Raw genomic sequence first — 17,924 nt, 5'->3', positions numbered from 1 at the left:
GATGAGCGACACGGACGGCCTCGGGAAACACGTCCACCTCGTCGGGATCGGCGGGGCCGGGATGAGCGGGATCGCCCGCATCCTGCTGGCGCGCGGCGTCGCCGTCTCAGGGTCGGACGCCAAGGACTCCCGCACCGTGCTCGCCCTGCGCGCCCTCGGCGCCGTCATCGAGGTCGGGCACGCCGCGGCGAACCTGGACCTGCTCGGCGGGCCGCCCACGGTCGTGGTGTCGACGGCGATCCGCGAGTCGAACCCGGAGCTGGCCGCGGCCCGCGAGCGCGGCCTCACCGTCGTGCACCGGGCCGAGGCGCTCGCGGCGCTGACGGACGGCCGCAGGGTCGCCGCGATCGCGGGCACCCACGGCAAGACCTCCACCACCTCGATGCTCACCGTCGGCCTGCAGCACTGCGGCCTGGACCCGTCGTTCGCGATCGGCGGGGACCTCACCGCCAGCGGCTCCGGCGCGCACCACGGCGCGGGCGAGGCGTTCGTCGTCGAGGCGGACGAGAGCGACGGGTCGTTCACCGCGTTCGCGCCGTCCGTCGCCGTCGTCACCAACGTGGAGCCGGACCACCTGGACCACCACGGAGACGAGGCGACCTACCGCGCCGTGTTCGAGGCCTTCATCGGCCGGATCACCCCCGGTGGCGTGCTCGTGACCTGCGCGGACGATCCCGGGGCCGAGGAGCTCGCCCGGTCCGCGGAGGCCCGCGGGATCACCGTGCGCCGCTACGGCCGCAGCGCCACCGGCGGGTCGGACGTCGTGCTGCTGGACTTCCGGCCGGAGGGCAGCGGCTCCCTTGCGCGGGCCCGGCACCGCGGCGTCGAACTGCCGGTGCGGCTCGCCGTCCCCGGCGAGCACATGGCCCTCAACGCGCTGGCCGCGCTGCTGGCGGGGATCGAGCTCGGTGCCCCGGTGGACGGGATGCTGGCGGGCCTGGCCGCGTTCGACGGCGTCCAGCGCCGCTTCGAGTACAAGGGTCGGGCCGGCGGCGTCGCGGTCTACGACGACTACGCCCACCACCCCACCGAGGTCGCGGCCACGCTGCGGGCGGCCCGCGAGGTGTTCGGCGTCGAGCAGGGCCGCCGCGGCCGGGTGCTCGTCGCGTTCCAGCCGCACCTCTACTCCCGCACGCGCACCTTCGCGAGCGCCTTCGGCGAGGCCCTGGCCCTGGCGGACGAGGTCGTGGTGCTGGACGTCTACGGCGCCCGCGAGGACCCCGAACCCGGCGTGACCGGCAAGCTCGTCGCGGACCACGTCCGGCTCCCGGCCGAGCGCGTGCACTTCGTGCCGGGCTGGTCGGACGTCCCGCGCGTGCTGGCCGGGCTGGCCCGCCCGGGTGACCTGGTGCTCACCATGGGCGCGGGCGACGTGACGGTGCTCGGGCCGGAGGTCCTGCTCGAGCTGGAACGGGCGGGCGGGACGGCGTGACCAGGCCCGTGGACCGGCGGTCGGGGTCCCGCGGGACGCCGGCGCGGTCCGCGGCCCCCGCCGGCCGGCGGAAGGCGCGGGACGGGGCCCGGAAGGGTGCCGAGGCCGCGTCGCCGACGGCGGCGGAACGGGCGAAACGGGCTCGCGTCGAGAAGATCGCGCGCGAGCGTGCGGCCGCCGCCGCCCTCCCGGCGTCGGCGACCTCCGCCGCGGCGGTGACCGCGGCCCGGATCCGGCTCCGCCGGATGACGGCCGCACTCATCGCGATCGTCGTGCTGCTCGGGGCCCTCGCCGCGGGCGGCTGGGCGCTGCTCTACCGGGCGGGGCTCGCGGACGTCGAGGGGGTCGAGGTCACGGGCGTCCTGCCCGCCGGCGTCCAGCAGGTCACGGACGCCGCCGCCGTCGAGACCGGGGTTCCGCTCGCGTCGGTGGACACCGCCGCCGTGGCGCACCGGGTGGCGCAGCTGCCGGACGTCGCGTCCGTGGAGGTCAGCCGGAACTGGCCGCACACCGTCGGGATCGCGGTCACCGAACGGGTGGCGGTCGCGCTGGCACAGACCCCGAAGGGCCTCACGCTCGTCGACGCCACCGGGGTCCCCTACCGCCAGGCCCCCGCCGTGCCGCCGGCGTTGCCGCGGCTCACCTTCGGCGCCGTGGGCCCGGACGACGAGTCCACCCGCTCCGCCCTCGCCGTGCTGGCCGCGCTGCCGGAACAGCTGCGCGCACAGGTCCTCACCGTGGGCGTCACGGCGGGGGTCAACGGGGAGGACCCGACCGTGCAGCTCGGGCTCACCGAGGACCGGCGGGTCAGGTGGGGCACGGCGGACGACGGGGCCCGCAAGTCCGCGGTCCTCGTGCCGTTGCTGACCGAGTCCGGGTCCGTCTACGACGTCGCCAGCCCCGAGCTGCCGACCGTCCAGCGCTGACGCGGCGTTACTCACCCTCCGTCCGTCACCGGTCACCCAGCGGTCACACCGGGAGGGGTCGCGTCGAGGAACACCCGGTCGGGCTGTTGCCTACGTGCGGCGCGCCTGCTGGACCATGGTGGACGCGGGACCTAGCGTTCGACCCGTACGGCCCGGGCAGACCGGAGCTGATTCGAGACCGGAACCCGAGCGAGACGGAAGGTGCCCCCCATGACGCCCCCGCACAACTACCTGGCCGTGATCAAGGTCGTCGGCATCGGTGGCGGCGGCGTGAACGCCGTCAACCGGATGATCGAGGTCGGCCTCAAGGGGGTCGAGTTCATCGCGGTGAACACCGACGCCCAGGCCCTGCTCATGTCGGACGCCGACGTCAAGCTGGACATCGGACGCGAGCTCACCCGGGGCCTCGGCGCCGGGGCGAACCCGGACGTCGGGCGCAAGGCCGCCGAGGACCACCGCGAGGAGATCGAGGAGGTCCTCAAGGGGGCCGACATGGTCTTCGTGACCGCGGGCGAGGGCGGTGGCACCGGGACCGGTGGCGCGCCGGTCGTCGCCTCCATCGCGCGCAAGCTCGGCGCGCTCACCATCGGTGTCGTCACGCGGCCGTTCACGTTCGAGGGCCGCCGGCGCGCCGGCCAGGCCGAGGACGGGATCACCGGCCTGCGCAACGAGTGCGACACGTTGATAGTGATTCCGAACGATCGCCTCCTGCAGCTCGGTGACGTCGGCGTGTCCCTGATGGACGCGTTCCGCTCGGCGGACGAGGTCCTCCTCTCCGGTGTCCAGGGCATCACGAACCTGATCACCACCCCGGGCCTGATCAACCTCGACTTCGCGGACGTCAAGTCCGTCATGTCGGGGGCGGGCAGCGCGCTGATGGGGATCGGCAGTGCCCGTGGTGAGGGCCGGGCCGTCCAGGCGGCCGGCAAGGCGATCAACTCACCCCTCCTCGAGGCGTCCATGGACGGCGCGCAGGGCGTCCTGCTGTCGATCGCGGGCGGCTCGGACCTCGGCCTGTTCGAGATCAACGAGGCCGCGTCGCTGGTCCAGGAGGCCGCGCACCCCGAGGCCAACATCATCTTCGGCACCGTGATCGACGACTCGCTCGGCGACGAGGTCCGGATCACGGTGATCGCCGCCGGGTTCGAGGGCGGGACACCGACGCACAAGAAGCTGGAGCCCGCGGCCTTCCGGTCGGGGGAGTCGACGGACGGCTCGTCGGGCGTCCGGTCGTCCCCGCAGCCCTCGTCGAACGGCTCCGGGAGCAACGGGACCGGCGCGTACTCCGCGTCCGGCGCCGCCCCGGCGGCGCCGCAGCAGGCGACGACGCAGTACGCGGCGCCGGCCCCGCAGCCGCAGGCCCCGCAGTACTCGTCGCAGCCGGCCCCGCAGGCCCCGAGCCCGCAGCCGCACCCGCAGTCGCCGAACCAGAGCGGGACCCTGCCGCCCGCCGCCCCGGTCGCGTCGAGCGGGAGCTACTCGCCCCCGGCCCCGCGCGTCCCGGAGACGACGCAGGACGGCGCCGGCGCGCAGGCCTCGCGGGGCCTCGGTGAGGCCGCCGCCCCGCAGGCGGGCCTCGGGTCGTCCGCCGGCTACTCGTCGTCCTCGGCACCGGCCGCGGCGAAGCCGGTCGAGGACCTCGACGACGACGTCGACGTGCCGCCGTTCATGCGTCGGTGAGCGAGTCAACCCCCTCCGCTCCGGCGACCGGGGCGCGCATCCGCCGGGTGGTCACCACCCGCGCGGGCGGGCGCTCGACAGGGCACTTCCGCTCCTTCAACCTGTCCCGCTCCGTCGGCGACGACCCCGGCGCGGTCCGGCTCAACCGGGGCCGGCTCGTCGTGGAGCTGGGGTTGAAGGGCGCCGTCTTCCTGAACCAGGTCCACGGCACCCGGGTCGCGACGGTCGAGACGCCGCCCCGCCCGGACGCGCCTGACATCCCCAACACCGACGCGGTCGTCACCGCGACGCCGGGCCTCGGGCTCGTCGTCCTCGCGGCGGACTGCGTGCCGGTCCTGCTCGGTGATCCGGTCGCCGGGGTCGTCGGCGCGGCCCACGCGGGACGGGTCGGGGCCGCCGCGGGCGTCGTGCCCGCCGCCGTCGAGGCGATGGAGGCGCTCGGCGCGCAGCGCGACCACATCGAGGTCCTCCTCGGCCCGGCCGTCTGCGGGCTCTGCTACGAGGTCCCGGCCGCGATGCGCACCGAGGTGGACCGGCAACTGCCCGGCAGCGCGTCCCGGACCCGCAACGGCAACCCCGGCCTCGACCTCCGGGCGGGCCTCATCCGTCAGCTCCTCGGGCTCGGCGTCACCAGGATCGCCGGGGACCCGCGCTGCACGATGGAGGACCGGAACCTCTACAGCCACCGCCGCGAGGGCAAGACCGGCCGCCTCGGCGGGGTCGTCTGGCTCGACCGCGGCTGACGCCGCCCGTGCGCGGACGACCCTGCCGGGTCAAGGATTTCCGCGCACGACCGTAGGGTCGTCGCGTGCAGGTGGAGAACGTGAGTGACGAGCGGCGGGCGGACCTCCGACGCCGGCTGACGGACGTGCGGGCCCGGATCGCCGAGGCGTGCGCCGCGGCCGGGCGGGACCCGGCGGAGGTCGCGCTCCTCGCCGTGACCAAGACCATCCCGGCCGCGGACGTCGCGACGCTGATCGACCTCGGGCTCGACGCGTTCGGCGAGAACCGCGCCCAGGAGGCGTCGGCGAAGGTGGCGGCGGTCGCCGGGCTCCGGCCGGAGGCCCAGCCGCGCTGGCATTTCGTCGGCAACCTCCAGCGGAACAAGGCACGTGTGGTGGTCCCGTGGGTGACGCGGCTGGAGACGGTCGACTCGGCCCGGTTGGCGAACGCGGTGGACGCCGCGACCCGCAAGGCGCACGACGACGGCAGCCGCGCCGAGCCGGTCCTGCCGGTCCTGATCCAGTACAGCGTGGACGGTGACCCGGCCCGCGGGGGAGTGGCCGACGACGGGCTGCTGGAGCTCGCGTCGCACGTCGCGGGTCTGCCAGGGCTCGATCTGCGGGGCCTGATGGCCGTGGCCCCGCTGGGATCCGAGCCGGACCGGGCGTTCGCCGCGATCGCCGCCGCGGCCGCCCGGCTGCGCGCCGAGCACCCCGGGGCCCGCGCAGCTCGGCCGGGATGAGCGGTGACCTGGACGTCGCGATCCGTCACGGATCGACGGTGGTGCGTGTCGGAACGGCCCTTGTGGGGGAGCGGGCGTTAACCTCGCGGTGATCGCCTACGCGGGGGCTGCAGCGGGGGTGAGGCGTCGACGAGGGGAGCGCGCGATGGGCGCGATGTACCGGCTCAAGGCCTACTTCGGCATGGTTCCCGCCGAGGAGATGGACTACGCCGAGGACCCCGAGGCGTTCCCGGAGCCCCGCCGTTCCCGCCGGGACGACCGTTGGGCCGATCCGGACGACCGCTACGGCGACTACGACGAGTACGGAAGCGGCCGGACGGAGTCCCCCGAGGACGTCGACGGCCGTTTCGGCACGGACTGGAGCCGCCGGTCGGCGCGCGAGCCCGTCCGGTCGGCGCGGGACCGGGAGCCCGTCCGTGGCTCCGGAGGGATGTCCCTGCCCACCCCACCGGCGGTCCGTGGCGCCCTCGCGGTCGATCCGGACTCCGTCCGCGAGCCCGCGGCCCGGGAGGTCCTCCGGCCCGTCGAGCGGGTCCCCGCGGCGGCTCCGGTCCCCGAGCAGCGGGACCGCGGCGCGGCCGCCCTGGCGCGCATCACGACGTTGCAGCCGCGCAGCTACAACGAGGCCCGGACGATCGGCGAGCGCTACCGCGACGGCGTCCCGGTGATCATGAACCTGACCGAGCTGGACGACGCCGCGGCGAAGCGCCTGGTGGACTTCGCCGCAGGTCTGGCCTTCGCGCTGCGGGGTTCGATCGACAAGGTCACGAGCCGGGTGTTCCTTCTCACCCCGGCCGACGTGGAGGTCTCCGCGGACGACGCGCGGAAGCTCGCGGAGCGGGGCCTCTTCCGTCAGGATTGAGTCGTGCCGACCGTCGTGCTCTTCCTGGTCTATTACGTCCTCTTCTTCTTCTGGCTGCTGCTCGTGGGCCGGATCGTCGTCGAACTCGTGCGCTCGTTCGCGCGTCAGTGGGCGCCTGCCGGACACACCGCCGTGGCGCTCGAGGTCGTGTTCACCGTGACCGATCCTCCTGTCAAGTTGTTGCGGAGAGTGATTCCCGTCGTCCGCATCGGAGGCGTCGGACTGGACTTGTCGATTATGGTTCTACTGCTGGTGGTGTTCATACTGATGAGCATTGCCAGACCGGTGTGAGCCCCAGTCACCCGGTCTGCCGCCGAGGACTGCATGAGGTGATCCGATGCCGCTGACGCCCGCTGACGTCCACAACGTCGCGTTCAGCAAGCCCCCGATCGGTAAGCGGGGGTACAACGAGGACGAGGTAGATGCATTCCTCGACCTCGTCGAGGCCGAACTCGCGAGACTGATCGAGGAGAACGAGGACCTGCGCGAGCAGGTTTCCGAGCTCGAGCAACGCCTGGGCAACACCCAGGCCGACCTCGAGGAGGCCAGGTCGCGCCCGCAGGGTGGCGGCATGGGGGGCCAGAACGGGCCCCCGCCCACGCAGCAGATGCAGCGTGCGGTCGAGCCGCCCGCCCCGCAGCGCCCGGAGCCGCAGCGCATGGCGCCCGCGCCGGCGATGGCGGACTCCGAGCCCGGAGGTGGCGACCACCACGTCCAGGCCGCGAAGGTCCTGGGCCTGGCCCAGGAGATGGCCGACCGGCTCACCGCCGAGGCCAAGAACGAGGCGGACTCGATGCTGGCGGATGCCCGCACCAAGTCCGAGCAGCTGCTCTCCGACGCCCGCACCAAGTCGGACGGCCTGGTCAACGACGCACGCTCGCGTGCCGAGACCATGCTGAACGACGCCCGCACCCGGGCGGAGACGCTCGAGCGGCAGTCGCGGGAGAAGGCGGCGACGCTGGTCGGCGACGCCGAGCGCAAGCAGACCGAGGTCATCGGTGCCATCCAGCGGGACAAGTCCGTGCTGGAGAAGAAGATCGATGAGCTCCGGACCTTCGAGCGCGAGTACCGCACCCGGCTCAAGACGTACCTGGAGTCCCAGCTCCGGGACCTCGAGGGTCGTGGTTCGGCCGCTCCGTCCGACGCCGGCCGGTCCGGCACGAACGGTGGCTACGCGGCCTCCGGCTACGGCCAGCGCGCCGAAGCCGGCAGCTGAGTCCGCAGACAGTCAGATCGACGCGGGCGGGCGGTCATGCTGTCACCACGGCGTGCCGCACCGCCGCACACGGAGTGAATCGTGCTGCTGCTGGTTCTGATCCTCGTCCTGATCGCCTTCGGGCTGCTGGTCGTCGCGCTGCTCTCGGGCAGCGTGATCTGGGCCTGGGTGTCGGTGGCCGTGAGTGTCGCGGCCGCCGTGTCCCTGCTCGTCGACTGGTGGCACCGGCGTTCGGCGGTCAAGGCCGGTTCGGAGACCGGCGCGGCCACGGCCGCACCGCAGGCCGTCCGGGCCCCGTCCACGCCGCCGCCCGGCTCGCCGCCGGTCGGCAGGGCTCCTGCGGACTACTACGAGCCGGTCACCGAGGTCCTCCCGACGGTTCCGGCCGCGGGCAGGCCGCCGGCGCCCGACGAGGCCGCAACCCCCGAGGCCGCGGTCGCGGGTTCCGCGGACGGGGCGGACACGTCCTCCCCGGCCCGGGGCTCGTCGGTGTTCGCCACCGGTGCGGACAGCGAGGCGACGACCGTGATGCCGGTCGTACAACCGCCCGGCTCAGTGGGCCCACCGTCCGGCGCTGCCACGGGTGACGCTCGGACGAGTGAATCTTCGTCACGAGGCGTGACCGACGTGCCGTCCAACAGCGACACACCGAAGACACCTGCGGGTGGGCCCGAGGAGCCTCCCACGGGTGCCCCGGCCGCCTCGGACCCCACCTCGGAAGCCTCCGCGGCGGACGAGGACGACGACGCCGAGCGCGGAACCTCCGGAGGCAAGGTCGCCGGGGTCGCCGCCGGTGCCGTCGCGGCGGGCGCGGCCCTCGCGCCCGCGGCGAGGAAGGCCGACGAGAAGTCGGAACCGGCGGAGCCCGACGGCGTGCCCACGGCCGCCGGCACGGGTGCGGACGCGCCCGAGGCGGCAGGCTCTCCGGCGGACCCCGCGCGCGACCCTCGGAGGGACAGCCTCGCCACGGACGCGAAGGGCGCGGCCCCGGACACCACGGTGCCCGGCTCGTCGAGCCCGGACCGTCCGGCCGCCGGAACCCCGGCGGACGAAGAGGCCGCGACGACCGCGGCCGCCGCCGCGAACCGTGCGTCGCTGGGCGGCGCGGACCTGTTCGCCAGCTTCTCCGACGGCGCCAAGGGCCGCGGCACCGCCGAGGGCCGGACGCCCGTCGAGGAGCCGGCTAGCGCCGCGGACGCGCCCGCCGGCCGTCCCACGGAGGACAGCCCCACCGCCGCGCCCGCGGACATCGACGGCCCGACCGTCACGACCCGGGCCGCGGGACCGGAGGGCCGGACCGCACCGGGCACCCCTTCGGGCGGCCAGACCCGCCCGCCTGCAGGCCAGGCCACCGCGGACCAGGGCCCACGCGGCCAGGTCCCGCCCGGCCAGGTCGTGCGGACCCCCGCCGGTCAGAACGGTCCGGGGCAGAACGCCCCGGGTCAGAACGGTCCGGGACACGGTCCCGCCGGTCAGGCTCCCGCAGGTCAGGGCGGGCCGGCTCAGGAGGGGCGCGGCCCTCGTGGCGGCGCACAGGAGGGCAACGGCGTCCACGGCGGGCCGCAGGGCGGCATGCTGCCCCCGGCCGGACCGGACGGCGAGGCCCCCGAGGAGCCCCGGAACGCGGAGGCGGCGGCCCTGGTCGCGGAACTCCCGGACGAGGTCCTCGTCATCGACGAACAGCCCCGCTACCACCTGGCGGGCTGCCGCTCCCTGCCCGGACGGCCGGTCATCCCGATCCCCGCCCGGGAGGCCGTCGAGCTCGGCTTCACCCCGTGCGGATGGTGCACCCCGGACCGGATGCTGGCCCGCCGGCACTCGGCCGAGGTCCGCTGAGCGGACCGCCGCAGGCGGCGGTGCGGGGCCACCGGAATAACCGGTCGCGGCCCCGCGCTAACATCAGCAGGTAGTCCACGCATCACCACAGGCACCGATCCGGCCATCACCGGGGAGCCTCCGGAAGAAACCCCTGTCCAGGCCGGGGGAGTAGAACCGGACGGGATCGGCCCGTCACAGCCGTCGTCGAGAGGCCTGGAGCAGCAGTTCCCGGCAAGCGGGGTGGTACCGCGGCGAGATCCGTCTCGTCGTCCCCGTGCAGGCATGAGCACCCTCCGCCGCACGAGGAGCACCACCGTCATGAGCGAGAGCTATCCGGCCGTCCCGGCGCACCCGTCGTTCCCGGCACTCGAGCGCGAGGTCCTGGACTTCTGGCAGGCCGACGACACGTTCGTCGCGTCCGTGGAGTCCCGGCCGGCCGGCGAGAACGGCGCCAACGAGTTCGTCTTCTACGACGGACCGCCCTTCGCCAACGGCCTCCCGCACTACGGCCACCTGCTCACCGGCTACGTCAAGGACGTCGTCCCGCGCTACCGGACGATGCGCGGGCAGCGGGTCGAGCGCCGGTTCGGCTGGGACACCCACGGCCTCCCCGCCGAGGTCGAGGCGGAACGCCAGCTCGGGATCACGCACAAGTCCGAGATCGAGGAGATGGGCGTCGCCGCGTTCAACGAGGCGTGCCGCACCTCCGTGCTGCGCTACACCGGCGAGTGGCGGGAGTACGTCACCCGCCAGGCCCGCTGGGTGGACTTCGACCACGACTACAAGACGCTCGACCTGGACTACATGGAAAGCGTCATGTGGGCCTTCAAGACGCTGTGGGACCAGGGCCTCGTCTACTCGGGCTTCCGGGTGCTCTGGTACTGCTGGCGCTGCGAGACCCCGCTGTCGGCCACCGAGACCAAGATGGACGACGTCTACCGGGACCGCCAGGACCCGGCCGTCACCGTCGGCCTGCGCCTCGCCGCGGAGGACCCGGAGCTGAACGACGCCCTCGCCCTGGTCTGGACGACGACGCCGTGGACGCTCCCGTCCAACCTCGCCGTCGCGGTGAACCCGGACGTCGACTACGTGCTGCTCGCCGCCAACGGAGAGAAGTACGTGATCGCGGCCGCCCGCGTCGCCGCCTACGCCCGTGAGCTGGGGGAGGAGCCGGAGGTCCTGCGGCACTACACCGGCCGCGAGCTCCTCGGCACCAGCTACACCCCGCCGTTCGACTTCTTCGTCGGCCGGAAGAACGCGCACGTCGTGCTCGAGGCGGACTACGTCACCACCGAGGACGGCACCGGCCTGGTGCACATCGCGCCGGCGTTCGGTGAGGAGGACAAGGCCGTCACGGACGCGGCGGGCATCGAGGCCGTCGTGCCCGTGGACTCGCGCGGCGAGTTCACCGTCGAGGTGCCGCCCTACGCCGGGCAGCAGGTCTTCGACGCCAACCCGAAGATCATCCGTGACCTCCGTGACGGGTCGCCGCACGTGCAGGGCGTTCTGCTGCGGCACGAGACCTACGACCACCCGTACCCGCACTGCTGGCGATGCGGGAACGCGCTCATCCAGCGCGCCGTCGACTCGTGGTTCGTGCAGGTCACGGCGTTCCGGGACCGGATGGTCGAGCTCAACGAGCGGATCAACTGGGTGCCCGCGCACATCAAGCACGGCCAGTTCGGCAAGTGGCTGGAGGGTGCCCGGGACTGGGGCATCTCCCGCAACCGGTACTGGGGCAGCCCGATCCCGGTGTGGCAGTCCGACGACCCGCGCTACCCGCGGACGGACGTCTACGGCTCGCTCGACGAGCTCGAGCGGGACTTCGGCGTGCGCCCGACGGACCTGCACCGGCCCTACGTCGACGACCTCACCCGTCCGAACCCGGACGACCCGACCGGGAAGTCGACCATGCGCCGGGTGCCCGAGGTGCTGGACTGCTGGTTCGAGTCCGGCTCCATGCCCTTCGCCCAGGTGCACTACCCGTTCGAGAACGCGGACTGGTTCGACCACCACTACCCGGGCGACTACATCGTCGAGTACAACGGCCAGACCCGCGGCTGGTTCTACACGCTGCACGTGCTGGCCACGGCCCTGTTCGACCGCCCGGCGTTCGAGAACGTGTCGGCCCACGGGATCGTGCTCGGGGACGACGGCCAGAAGATGTCGAAGTCGCTGCGCAACTACCCGGACGTCAACGAGGTCTTCGACCGCGACGGGTCGGACGCCATGCGGTGGTTCCTCATGGCGAGCCCGATCCTGCGCGGCGGGAACCTGGTCGTCACCGAGCAGGGCATCCGCGAGGGTGTCCGGCAGGCGATCCTGCCGCTGTGGAACACCTGGTACTTCCTGTCGCTCTACGCGGGGGCGGCCGGGCGCAAGGGCATCACGCGGACCGACTCGCCCCACGTGCTGGACCGGTACGTGCTGGCCAAGACCGCCGCGCTCGTCGACGGGGTGACCGCCGCGATGGAGGTCTACGACATCGCGGGCGCCTGCGAGCAGATCCGGGACCACGCGGAGGTGCTCACCAACTGGTACGTGCGCCGCTCGCGGGACCGCTTCTGGGACGGGGACGTCGACGCCGTCGACACGCTGCACACCGTGCTGGAGGTGACCGCGCGCGTCGCCGCGCCGCTGCTGCCGCTGACCATGGAGGTCATCTGGAAGGGACTCACCGGCGGTCGTTCCGTGCACCTCGCGGACTGGCCCGCCCGGGACGAGCTCCCGCACGACGATGCCCTGGTCGCGGCCATGGACCAGGTGCGCCAGGTCGCGTCGTCCGCGCTGTCCCTGCGCAAGGCGCGCAAGCTGCGCGTCCGGCTGCCGCTGGCCCGGCTGACCGTCGCGTCCGCGGACGCCGCGGTGCTCGAGCCGTTCGCGGACATCCTGCGGGACGAGGTGAACGTCCGCGAGGTCGTCCTGACCGACGACGTCGCGAGCCACGGCCGGTTCGAGGTCGCCGTCAACGCCAGGGCCTGCGGTCCGCGGCTCGGCGGGGACACGCAGAAGGTGATCAGGGCGGTGAAGGCCGGTGACTGGACGTCGAACCCGGACGGGACGGTGACCGCGGGCGGCATCCAGCTGCTCGAGGGCGAGTTCACCGAGAAGCTGGTGTCCGCGGACCCGGCCTCGACCAGCGCGCTGCCGGGCAATACAGGCCTGGTCGTCCTGGACACCGAGGTCACGCCGGAGCTGGCGGCCGAGGGCACGGCGCGCGACGTCGTCCGCGCGGTGCAGCAGGCCCGCCGGGACGCCGGCCTGGACGTCTCGGACCGGATCGACCTGGTCCTCGACGGCCCGGAGCCGGTGCTCGAGGCCGTCCGGACGCACGAGAAGTTCGTGTCCGGCGAGGTCCTGGCGACGTCGGTGTCCTACGCGGCCGTCCCGGAGCCGACCTCCACCGGTTCGGTCACGGCCCCGGACTCGGCTGCCGCGGAGGTCAGGGTCCACGTCACCCGCACCTGACACCCGCGAGTCGCGCTCCCAGACCGGGCGAGTCGCGCTCTGGGACCGGGCGAGTCGCGTTCCCAGCCCGGGCGAGTCGCGCTCTGGGACCGGGCGAGTCGCGGTCTCAGACCGGGCGAGTCGCGTTCCCAGCCCGGGCGAGTCGGGGCCTGGGACCGGCCGGGCGAGTCGCGGTCCGGGACCGGCGAGCCGGCTCTGCCGGGCGCGAGTCGGGAGAGGACAGTGTGAGTCGTGGGCTCGCGAGGTGTCGCTCGTCTCCCGACCCGCCGAGCTTCTGAGGGAGGACCGATGGGCGGTGCCGCGGAGCGGTGGGCCGAGCTGCAGGAGGGGCGGGCCGTCCCGCCGGAGATCCTCGCGCAGGTTCCGGCGAGCCCCTGGGTGCACGATCCGCAGGACTTCACAGCGCCCGACGTCCCGTCCGACACTCCGTCGCGGGACGCCGGCCTGGCGCTCCTCGGCGCTGCCGGGAGCGTCCTCGACGTCGGCTGCGGCGGCGGGGACGCGGCGTTCGCCCTGGTCGGCCCGTTGACCGACGCGACCGGGGCGGACCAGCAACAGGACATGCTCGACCTGTTCGCCGCCGGCGCCCGGGCCCGCGGCGTCCCCTTCCGGACGGTCCTCGGGCGCTGGCCGGACGCCGCCCCCGACGCCGGGAGCGCGGACCTCGTCACGTGCCATCACGTGCTGCACAATGTCGTCGATTTGCCCCCGTTCGTCGCCGCGCTCACCGCCGCGGCCCGGCGCGGCGTCGTCGTGGAGATGATGGCCGAGCATCCGATGGCCTGGCTGGATCCGTTGTGGGTGCGCTTCCACGGCCTGCACCGGCCGCCGTCCGCCACGACGGAGGACGCCGTGGCGGTCCTCCGCGAACTCGGGCTCGAGCCCGAGGTGACACGGTGGGAGCGGAGCCGGCGGCTGCCGCACGACCCGGCGTGGGTGGCACGGCGGCTGTGCCTGCCCGTCGCCCGGGCCGACGAGGTGGCGACGGCCCTGGCGGAGATCCCGGCGCGGACCAGGACCGCCGCGACGCTCGTCTGGCGGTCCTGACCCGCACAGCGCTCCGGACCCCCTCCGGCCCGACTCGCGGGGTTCCAGGGCGCGACTCGCGGGGTCCCAGATCGCGACTCGCCGGGTTGTGGGGCGGCGCTGCTGCGGGCGGCGGGCGCGGCCCTGCCCGACCTCGTTGTCGCCGACGTGCGGATGCCGGCGGCCGGCCGACTCTTCCAACCCGGCGAAAGTGCTTCCGACCTGCGCCGATAGGATTGCGTAGGGGGTGCGGATGAGTCTGGAGGTTGTGCTCGGCGCGGTCGCCGGGGTGGTGCTGCTCGGCGTCATCGCGGTCCGGGTGTCCGTCCGCCTCGGCCTGCCCTCGCTCCTGCTCTACCTCGCCATCGGCATGCTGCTCGGCGAGGCCGTCCTCGGCCTGCAGTTCTCCGACGCCCGGCTCACCGAGAACATCGGGATCGCCGCGCTCGTCCTGATCCTGATCGAGGGCGGCATGACCACCCGGTGGGAGACGGTCCGCCCGGCGCTGGGCATCGGCATCGGCCTCTCGACGATCTCCGTCGCCGTCAGCATCGGGGTGGCCGGCACCGCGCTGCACTACCTCCTCGGCCTGGACTGGCGGGTCGCGTTCCTCTGGGGCGCGGTCCTCTCGTCCACGGACGCGGCGGCGGTGTTCAGCGTGCTCCGCGGCGTCGGCGTCTCCCCACGGCTCGCCGGGGCCCTCGAGCTCGAGTCCGGTATGAACGACGCCCCGGTGGTCCTGGCCGTCATCCTGCTCGCGTCCACCGAGGCGATCACCTGGGTGACGCCGGCGCTCGTGGTCTACGAGCTGCTGGCCGGCGGGCTCATCGGGCTCGCCCTGGGTTTCGGCGGCGCCTGGGCGCTCCGGCGGGCGGCGCTGCCGTCGACCGGCCTGTACCCGCTGGCCACGATGGCCGTCTGCGTGCTCGCGTTCGCCGGCGGGCAGCTGCTGCACGCGTCCGGGCTGCTCGCCACCTACGTCGCCGCGCTGGTCCTCGGCAACTCGCGGCTCCCGCACCGCGGTGGCGTCGTGTCGTTCGCCGAGGGCACCGGCTGGCTCGCCCAGATCGGCCTGTTCGTCCTGCTAGGCCTCTACTCCAGCCCCGCCCGGCTGGTCGACGCGCTGGTCCCGGCGCTGATCTGTGCGGGCGTCCTGCTGGTGCTGGCCCGGCCGCTGTCCGTCGTCGCGGCGGCCCTGCCGTTCCGGCTGCCGTGGCGGGAGCAGGCTTTCCTGTCCTGGTCCGGGCTGCGCGGCGCGGTGCCCATCGTGCTCGCGCTGATCGCGCTGGTCGAGGGCGCACCCGGTGGCGAGCGGCTGGTCGACGTCGTGTTCGTCCTCGTCGTCTTCCTGACGCTGCTGCAGGGCACCACACTGCCCTGGGTGGCCCGGTTCCTCGGCGTGGCGAAGGGCAGCGAGCCGCAGGAGATCGGCGTCGACGCCGCCCCGCTCGACGAGCTCGACGCCAGCCTGCTCCAGGTCCGGATCCCGGTCGGGTCGAAGCTGCAGGGGGTCTACCTGCGCGAGCTACGGCTGCCCAGCGGAGCCATGGTCAGCCTGGTGGTCCGGGACGAGGCCGCCTTCACCCCGGACGGGGAGACGCGGCTGCGCGAGCGGGACCAGCTGCTCATCGTCGCCACGGCGTCCTCGCGCGCCCGGGCCGAGGAACGGCTCCGCGCCGTCGACCGCGGGGGTGCGCTGGTCCGCTGGAGGGACACGTCCGGCGGAGGCCGGCCGGACAGCTCGGACCCGGACCCGAAGGCCCGGCGGCCGGGCACCCCGGGCGCGCCCGCATAATCGTGGGGTGACCGCCGAGCCCGACACAGCCCCCGATCTCCCGCCGAAGAGGGTGCTGCTGCTCGCCGTCGTCGCGGTCGCGATCCTCGGGCTCGACATCCTCACCAAGACCCTGTCCGTCGCCGAGCTGGAGGGCCGCCCGCCGGTCGAGCTCCTCGGCGGTGCCGTCTACCTGGTCCTCGTGCGCAACCCGGGCGCCGCGTTCTCGCTGGCCACGGGCTACACCTGGGTGCTCACGCTGATCGCCGTCGCGGTCGTCGTGGTGATCGTCCGGATCTCCCGCAAGCTCCGTTCGACCGGCTGGGCGCTCGCCCTCGGGCTGGTCCTCGGCGGCGCGCTGGGCAACCTCACGGACCGGCTGTTCCGCGCGCCCGGCCCCCTGCAGGGCCACGTGGTCGACGTCGTGTCGCTCTTCGCGCCGGACGGCTCGGTCTGGCCGGTGTTCAACCTGGCGGACTCCTCGATCGTCTGCGGCGGGATCCTGCTCGTGCTGATGGCCCTGCTCGGGCGCGAGCTCGACGGCACGAAGACCACCAAGGAAGAAGCCGTCCCCAGTGAGTGACCTCCGCCAGCTCCCCGTGCCCGACGGCCTGGACGGCATGCGCGTCGACGCCGGCCTCGCCCGCCTGCTGGGCCTGTCCCGCACCGTCGTCGCGACCCTCGCCGAGGAGGGCCGGGTCGCCGTCGACGGCCAGGCCGCCGGCAAGTCGGACCGGCTCACCGCGGGCAGCTGGCTCGAGGTCGAGCTGCCGTCGCCGGACGTGCCGACGGCGATCTCGGCCCCGCCGGAGGTCGTCGCCGGTCTCACCGTCCTGTACGAGGACGACGACATCGTGGTCGTGGACAAGCCCGTCGGCGTCGCGGCGCACCCCAGCCCGGGCTGGACCGGGCCCACCGTCCTCGGCGGGCTGGCGGCCCTGGGCACCCGCGTCTCGACGTCCGGCTCGGCCGAACGCAAGGGCATCGTGCACCGCCTGGACGTCGGCACCACCGGGGTCATGGTCGTCGCGAAGTCCGAGCACGCGTACACCGTGCTGAAGCGGGCGTTCAAGGAGCGCACCGTCGAGAAGCGCTACCACGCGATCGTCCAGGGCCACCCGGACCCGACGAGCGGCACGATCGACGCCCCGATCGACCGGCACCCGAAGCACGACTACCGGTTCGCCGTCGTCGCGGACGGGAAGCCGAGCGTCACGCACTACGACACGATCGAGGCCTTCCGCGCCGCCAGCCTGCTGGACGTGCACCTGGAGACCGGCCGCACGCACCAGATCCGGGTGCACTTCTCCGCGCTGCGCCACCCGTGCGTCGGGGACATCACCTACGGCGCGGACCCGACGCTGGCCAAGCGGCTGCACCTCGGCCGGCAGTGGCTGCACGCCCGGCAGCTGGGGTTCCACCACCCGGCGGACGACCGGTGGGTCGAGTTCGTCAGCGAGTACCCGGCGGACCTCGAGCGAGCCCTCGGGCTGCTGCGGGACTGATGACCCGCAACCGGCGGCTCGCCGCCTACGTCGTCTGCGGCGTGATCCTCGTGCTCGTCGCGTTCTACGCCTCACGGCAGTACGGCGGGCCCGCGGGACCCGGGCCGTCGCCGGGTTCGGTGCGGCTCGGCCCGGACCCGGGGGAGGCGGTCGCGGACTACCGCGCCCGGCTCCCCGCGCAGCTGCCCCCGCCCGGCGCCTCCGCACCCGCGCTGGTGCAGCTCGACACCGAGGTCACCCCGGCCGCCGCGGCCGCGCTGGTCGGCGACGACCGCGTCCTGACGGCCGTGTTCCGGGTGCCGATCCCGCGCGTCCAGACCGCGCTGCGCTTCCAGACCGTCGACGCCGGGGTCCCGAACCCCGCCGCCCTCGACACGGCCCGGCAGCGCGCCGGGATCGCCGCCGGGGCGGACGCGGCGCGGCTCGGCGGGCGTCCCGCGGCCGTCGCCGCGGCCGAGGACGCGGCATACCGCGGGCCGTGCGCGTGCGTCGTCGCGCTCGTCGTGCAGACGGGCCGGGCGGCCCTCGAGGCGCTCGCCGCGGCCCGCGGGGTCCGGGCGGTCCAGGCCGCACCGGTGGGCACGACCCCGGCCGAGCTGGCCCTCGCCCCGCTGCTGCCGGAGCAGCGGGAGTCGGCCGTCCCGCTGCCGGACGACGGACCGGTCCCCGCCGCGCCCTGATCGTCGGACCGGGGGCTGACCCGCGGTCGACCCCGGGGTAACCCCCGGTCGGACTGGGTGGATCACCTGATT

Annotated in this window: 14 protein-coding genes and 1 pseudogene; all 15 read left to right on the top strand. The window is 74.3% G+C overall.

Annotated elements, in window-relative coordinates:
- Position 1 precedes the first annotated feature (1 nt).
- Positions 2–1,432: a UDP-N-acetylmuramate--L-alanine ligase gene (gene murC / locus WBK50_RS19625; protein ID WP_341337003.1), complete on the top strand. Its 1,431-nt coding sequence runs from the start codon at positions 2–4 to the stop codon at positions 1,430–1,432.
- Positions 1,429–2,358: a cell division protein FtsQ/DivIB gene (locus tag WBK50_RS19620; protein WP_341337002.1), complete on the top strand. Its 930-nt coding sequence runs from the start codon at positions 1,429–1,431 to the stop codon at positions 2,356–2,358. The genes murC and WBK50_RS19620 overlap by 4 nt, the downstream gene beginning before the upstream one ends.
- Positions 2,359–2,568: 210 nt before the next feature.
- Complete coding sequence (ftsZ, locus tag WBK50_RS19615; RefSeq protein ID WP_341337001.1) at positions 2,569–4,038, top strand: cell division protein FtsZ; 1,470 nt, start codon at positions 2,569–2,571, stop codon at positions 4,036–4,038.
- Positions 4,035–4,781: a peptidoglycan editing factor PgeF gene (pgeF, locus tag WBK50_RS19610; RefSeq protein ID WP_341337000.1), complete on the top strand. Its 747-nt coding sequence runs from the start codon at positions 4,035–4,037 to the stop codon at positions 4,779–4,781. The genes ftsZ and pgeF overlap by 4 nt, the downstream gene beginning before the upstream one ends.
- An 80-nt stretch (positions 4,782–4,861) precedes the next feature.
- Positions 4,862–5,595, top strand: a pseudogene (locus WBK50_RS19605) (YggS family pyridoxal phosphate-dependent enzyme).
- 53 nt (positions 5,596–5,648) lie between these two features.
- A complete protein-coding gene (locus WBK50_RS19600) occupies positions 5,649–6,365 on the top strand; it encodes a cell division protein SepF (protein WP_341336999.1) in 717 nt (238 codons plus the stop codon).
- 3 nt (positions 6,366–6,368) lie between these two features.
- Positions 6,369–6,656 carry a YggT family protein gene (locus WBK50_RS19595; protein WP_341336998.1) on the top strand — a complete coding sequence of 96 codons (288 nt, stop codon included), beginning with the start codon at positions 6,369–6,371 and terminating at the stop codon, positions 6,654–6,656.
- Positions 6,657–6,702: 46 nt separating this feature from the next.
- A complete protein-coding gene (gene wag31 / locus WBK50_RS19590) occupies positions 6,703–7,581 on the top strand; it encodes a DivIVA-like cell division protein Wag31 (protein ID WP_341336997.1) in 879 nt (292 codons plus the stop codon).
- A gap of 81 nt (positions 7,582–7,662) precedes the next feature.
- Complete coding sequence (locus tag WBK50_RS19585; protein WP_341336996.1) at positions 7,663–9,417, top strand: hypothetical protein; 1,755 nt, start codon at positions 7,663–7,665, stop codon at positions 9,415–9,417.
- Between the two features lie 300 nt (positions 9,418–9,717).
- Positions 9,718–12,867, top strand: a complete 3,150-nt coding sequence (gene ileS, locus WBK50_RS19580; RefSeq protein WP_341336995.1) for an isoleucine--tRNA ligase — start codon at positions 9,718–9,720, stop codon at positions 12,865–12,867.
- 288 nt (positions 12,868–13,155) lie between these two features.
- A complete protein-coding gene (locus WBK50_RS19575) occupies positions 13,156–13,914 on the top strand; it encodes a class I SAM-dependent methyltransferase (protein WP_341336994.1) in 759 nt (252 codons plus the stop codon).
- 232 nt (positions 13,915–14,146) lie between these two features.
- On the top strand, positions 14,147–15,688 hold the full coding sequence (locus tag WBK50_RS19570; RefSeq protein WP_341336993.1) for a potassium/proton antiporter: 1,542 nt from the start codon (positions 14,147–14,149) through the stop codon (positions 15,686–15,688).
- A gap of 7 nt (positions 15,689–15,695) precedes the next feature.
- Positions 15,696–16,250 carry a signal peptidase II gene (gene lspA / locus WBK50_RS19565; protein ID WP_341336992.1) on the top strand — a complete coding sequence of 185 codons (555 nt, stop codon included), beginning with the start codon at positions 15,696–15,698 and terminating at the stop codon, positions 16,248–16,250.
- 37 nt (positions 16,251–16,287) lie between these two features.
- On the top strand, positions 16,288–17,172 hold the full coding sequence (locus tag WBK50_RS19560) for an RluA family pseudouridine synthase (protein ID WP_341339449.1): 885 nt from the start codon (positions 16,288–16,290) through the stop codon (positions 17,170–17,172).
- Entirely contained in the window at positions 17,172–17,852 is a 681-nt protein-coding gene (locus WBK50_RS19555) for a hypothetical protein (protein ID WP_341336991.1), read from the top strand. The genes WBK50_RS19560 and WBK50_RS19555 overlap by 1 nt, the downstream gene beginning before the upstream one ends.
- Positions 17,853–17,924: the final 72 nt, after the last annotated feature.

This window comes from Pseudonocardia sp. T1-2H, from assembly GCF_038039215.1.
GTDB lineage: Bacteria > Actinomycetota > Actinomycetes > Mycobacteriales > Pseudonocardiaceae > Pseudonocardia.
This window is presented reverse-complemented; position numbering and strand designations above follow the sequence as displayed.

Excerpts from the sequence above, each read along its gene's own strand:
- WBK50_RS19560 (WP_341339449.1), top strand. The coding sequence starts at position 16,288 with ATGCGCGTCGACGCCGGCCTCGCCCGCCTGCTGGGCCTGTCCCGCACC.
- WBK50_RS19575 (WP_341336994.1), top strand. The coding sequence starts at position 13,156 with ATGGGCGGTGCCGCGGAGCGGTGGGCCGAGCTGCAGGAGGGGCGGGCC.
- WBK50_RS19600 (WP_341336999.1), top strand. The coding sequence starts at position 5,649 with ATGGGCGCGATGTACCGGCTCAAGGCCTACTTCGGCATGGTTCCCGCC.
- WBK50_RS19570 (WP_341336993.1), top strand. The coding sequence starts at position 14,147 with ATGAGTCTGGAGGTTGTGCTCGGCGCGGTCGCCGGGGTGGTGCTGCTC.
- WBK50_RS19555 (WP_341336991.1), top strand. The coding sequence starts at position 17,172 with ATGACCCGCAACCGGCGGCTCGCCGCCTACGTCGTCTGCGGCGTGATC.
- wag31 (WP_341336997.1), top strand. The coding sequence starts at position 6,703 with ATGCCGCTGACGCCCGCTGACGTCCACAACGTCGCGTTCAGCAAGCCC.
- ftsZ (WP_341337001.1), top strand. The coding sequence starts at position 2,569 with ATGACGCCCCCGCACAACTACCTGGCCGTGATCAAGGTCGTCGGCATC.
- murC (WP_341337003.1), top strand. The coding sequence starts at position 2 with ATGAGCGACACGGACGGCCTCGGGAAACACGTCCACCTCGTCGGGATC.
- ileS (WP_341336995.1), top strand. The coding sequence starts at position 9,718 with ATGAGCGAGAGCTATCCGGCCGTCCCGGCGCACCCGTCGTTCCCGGCA.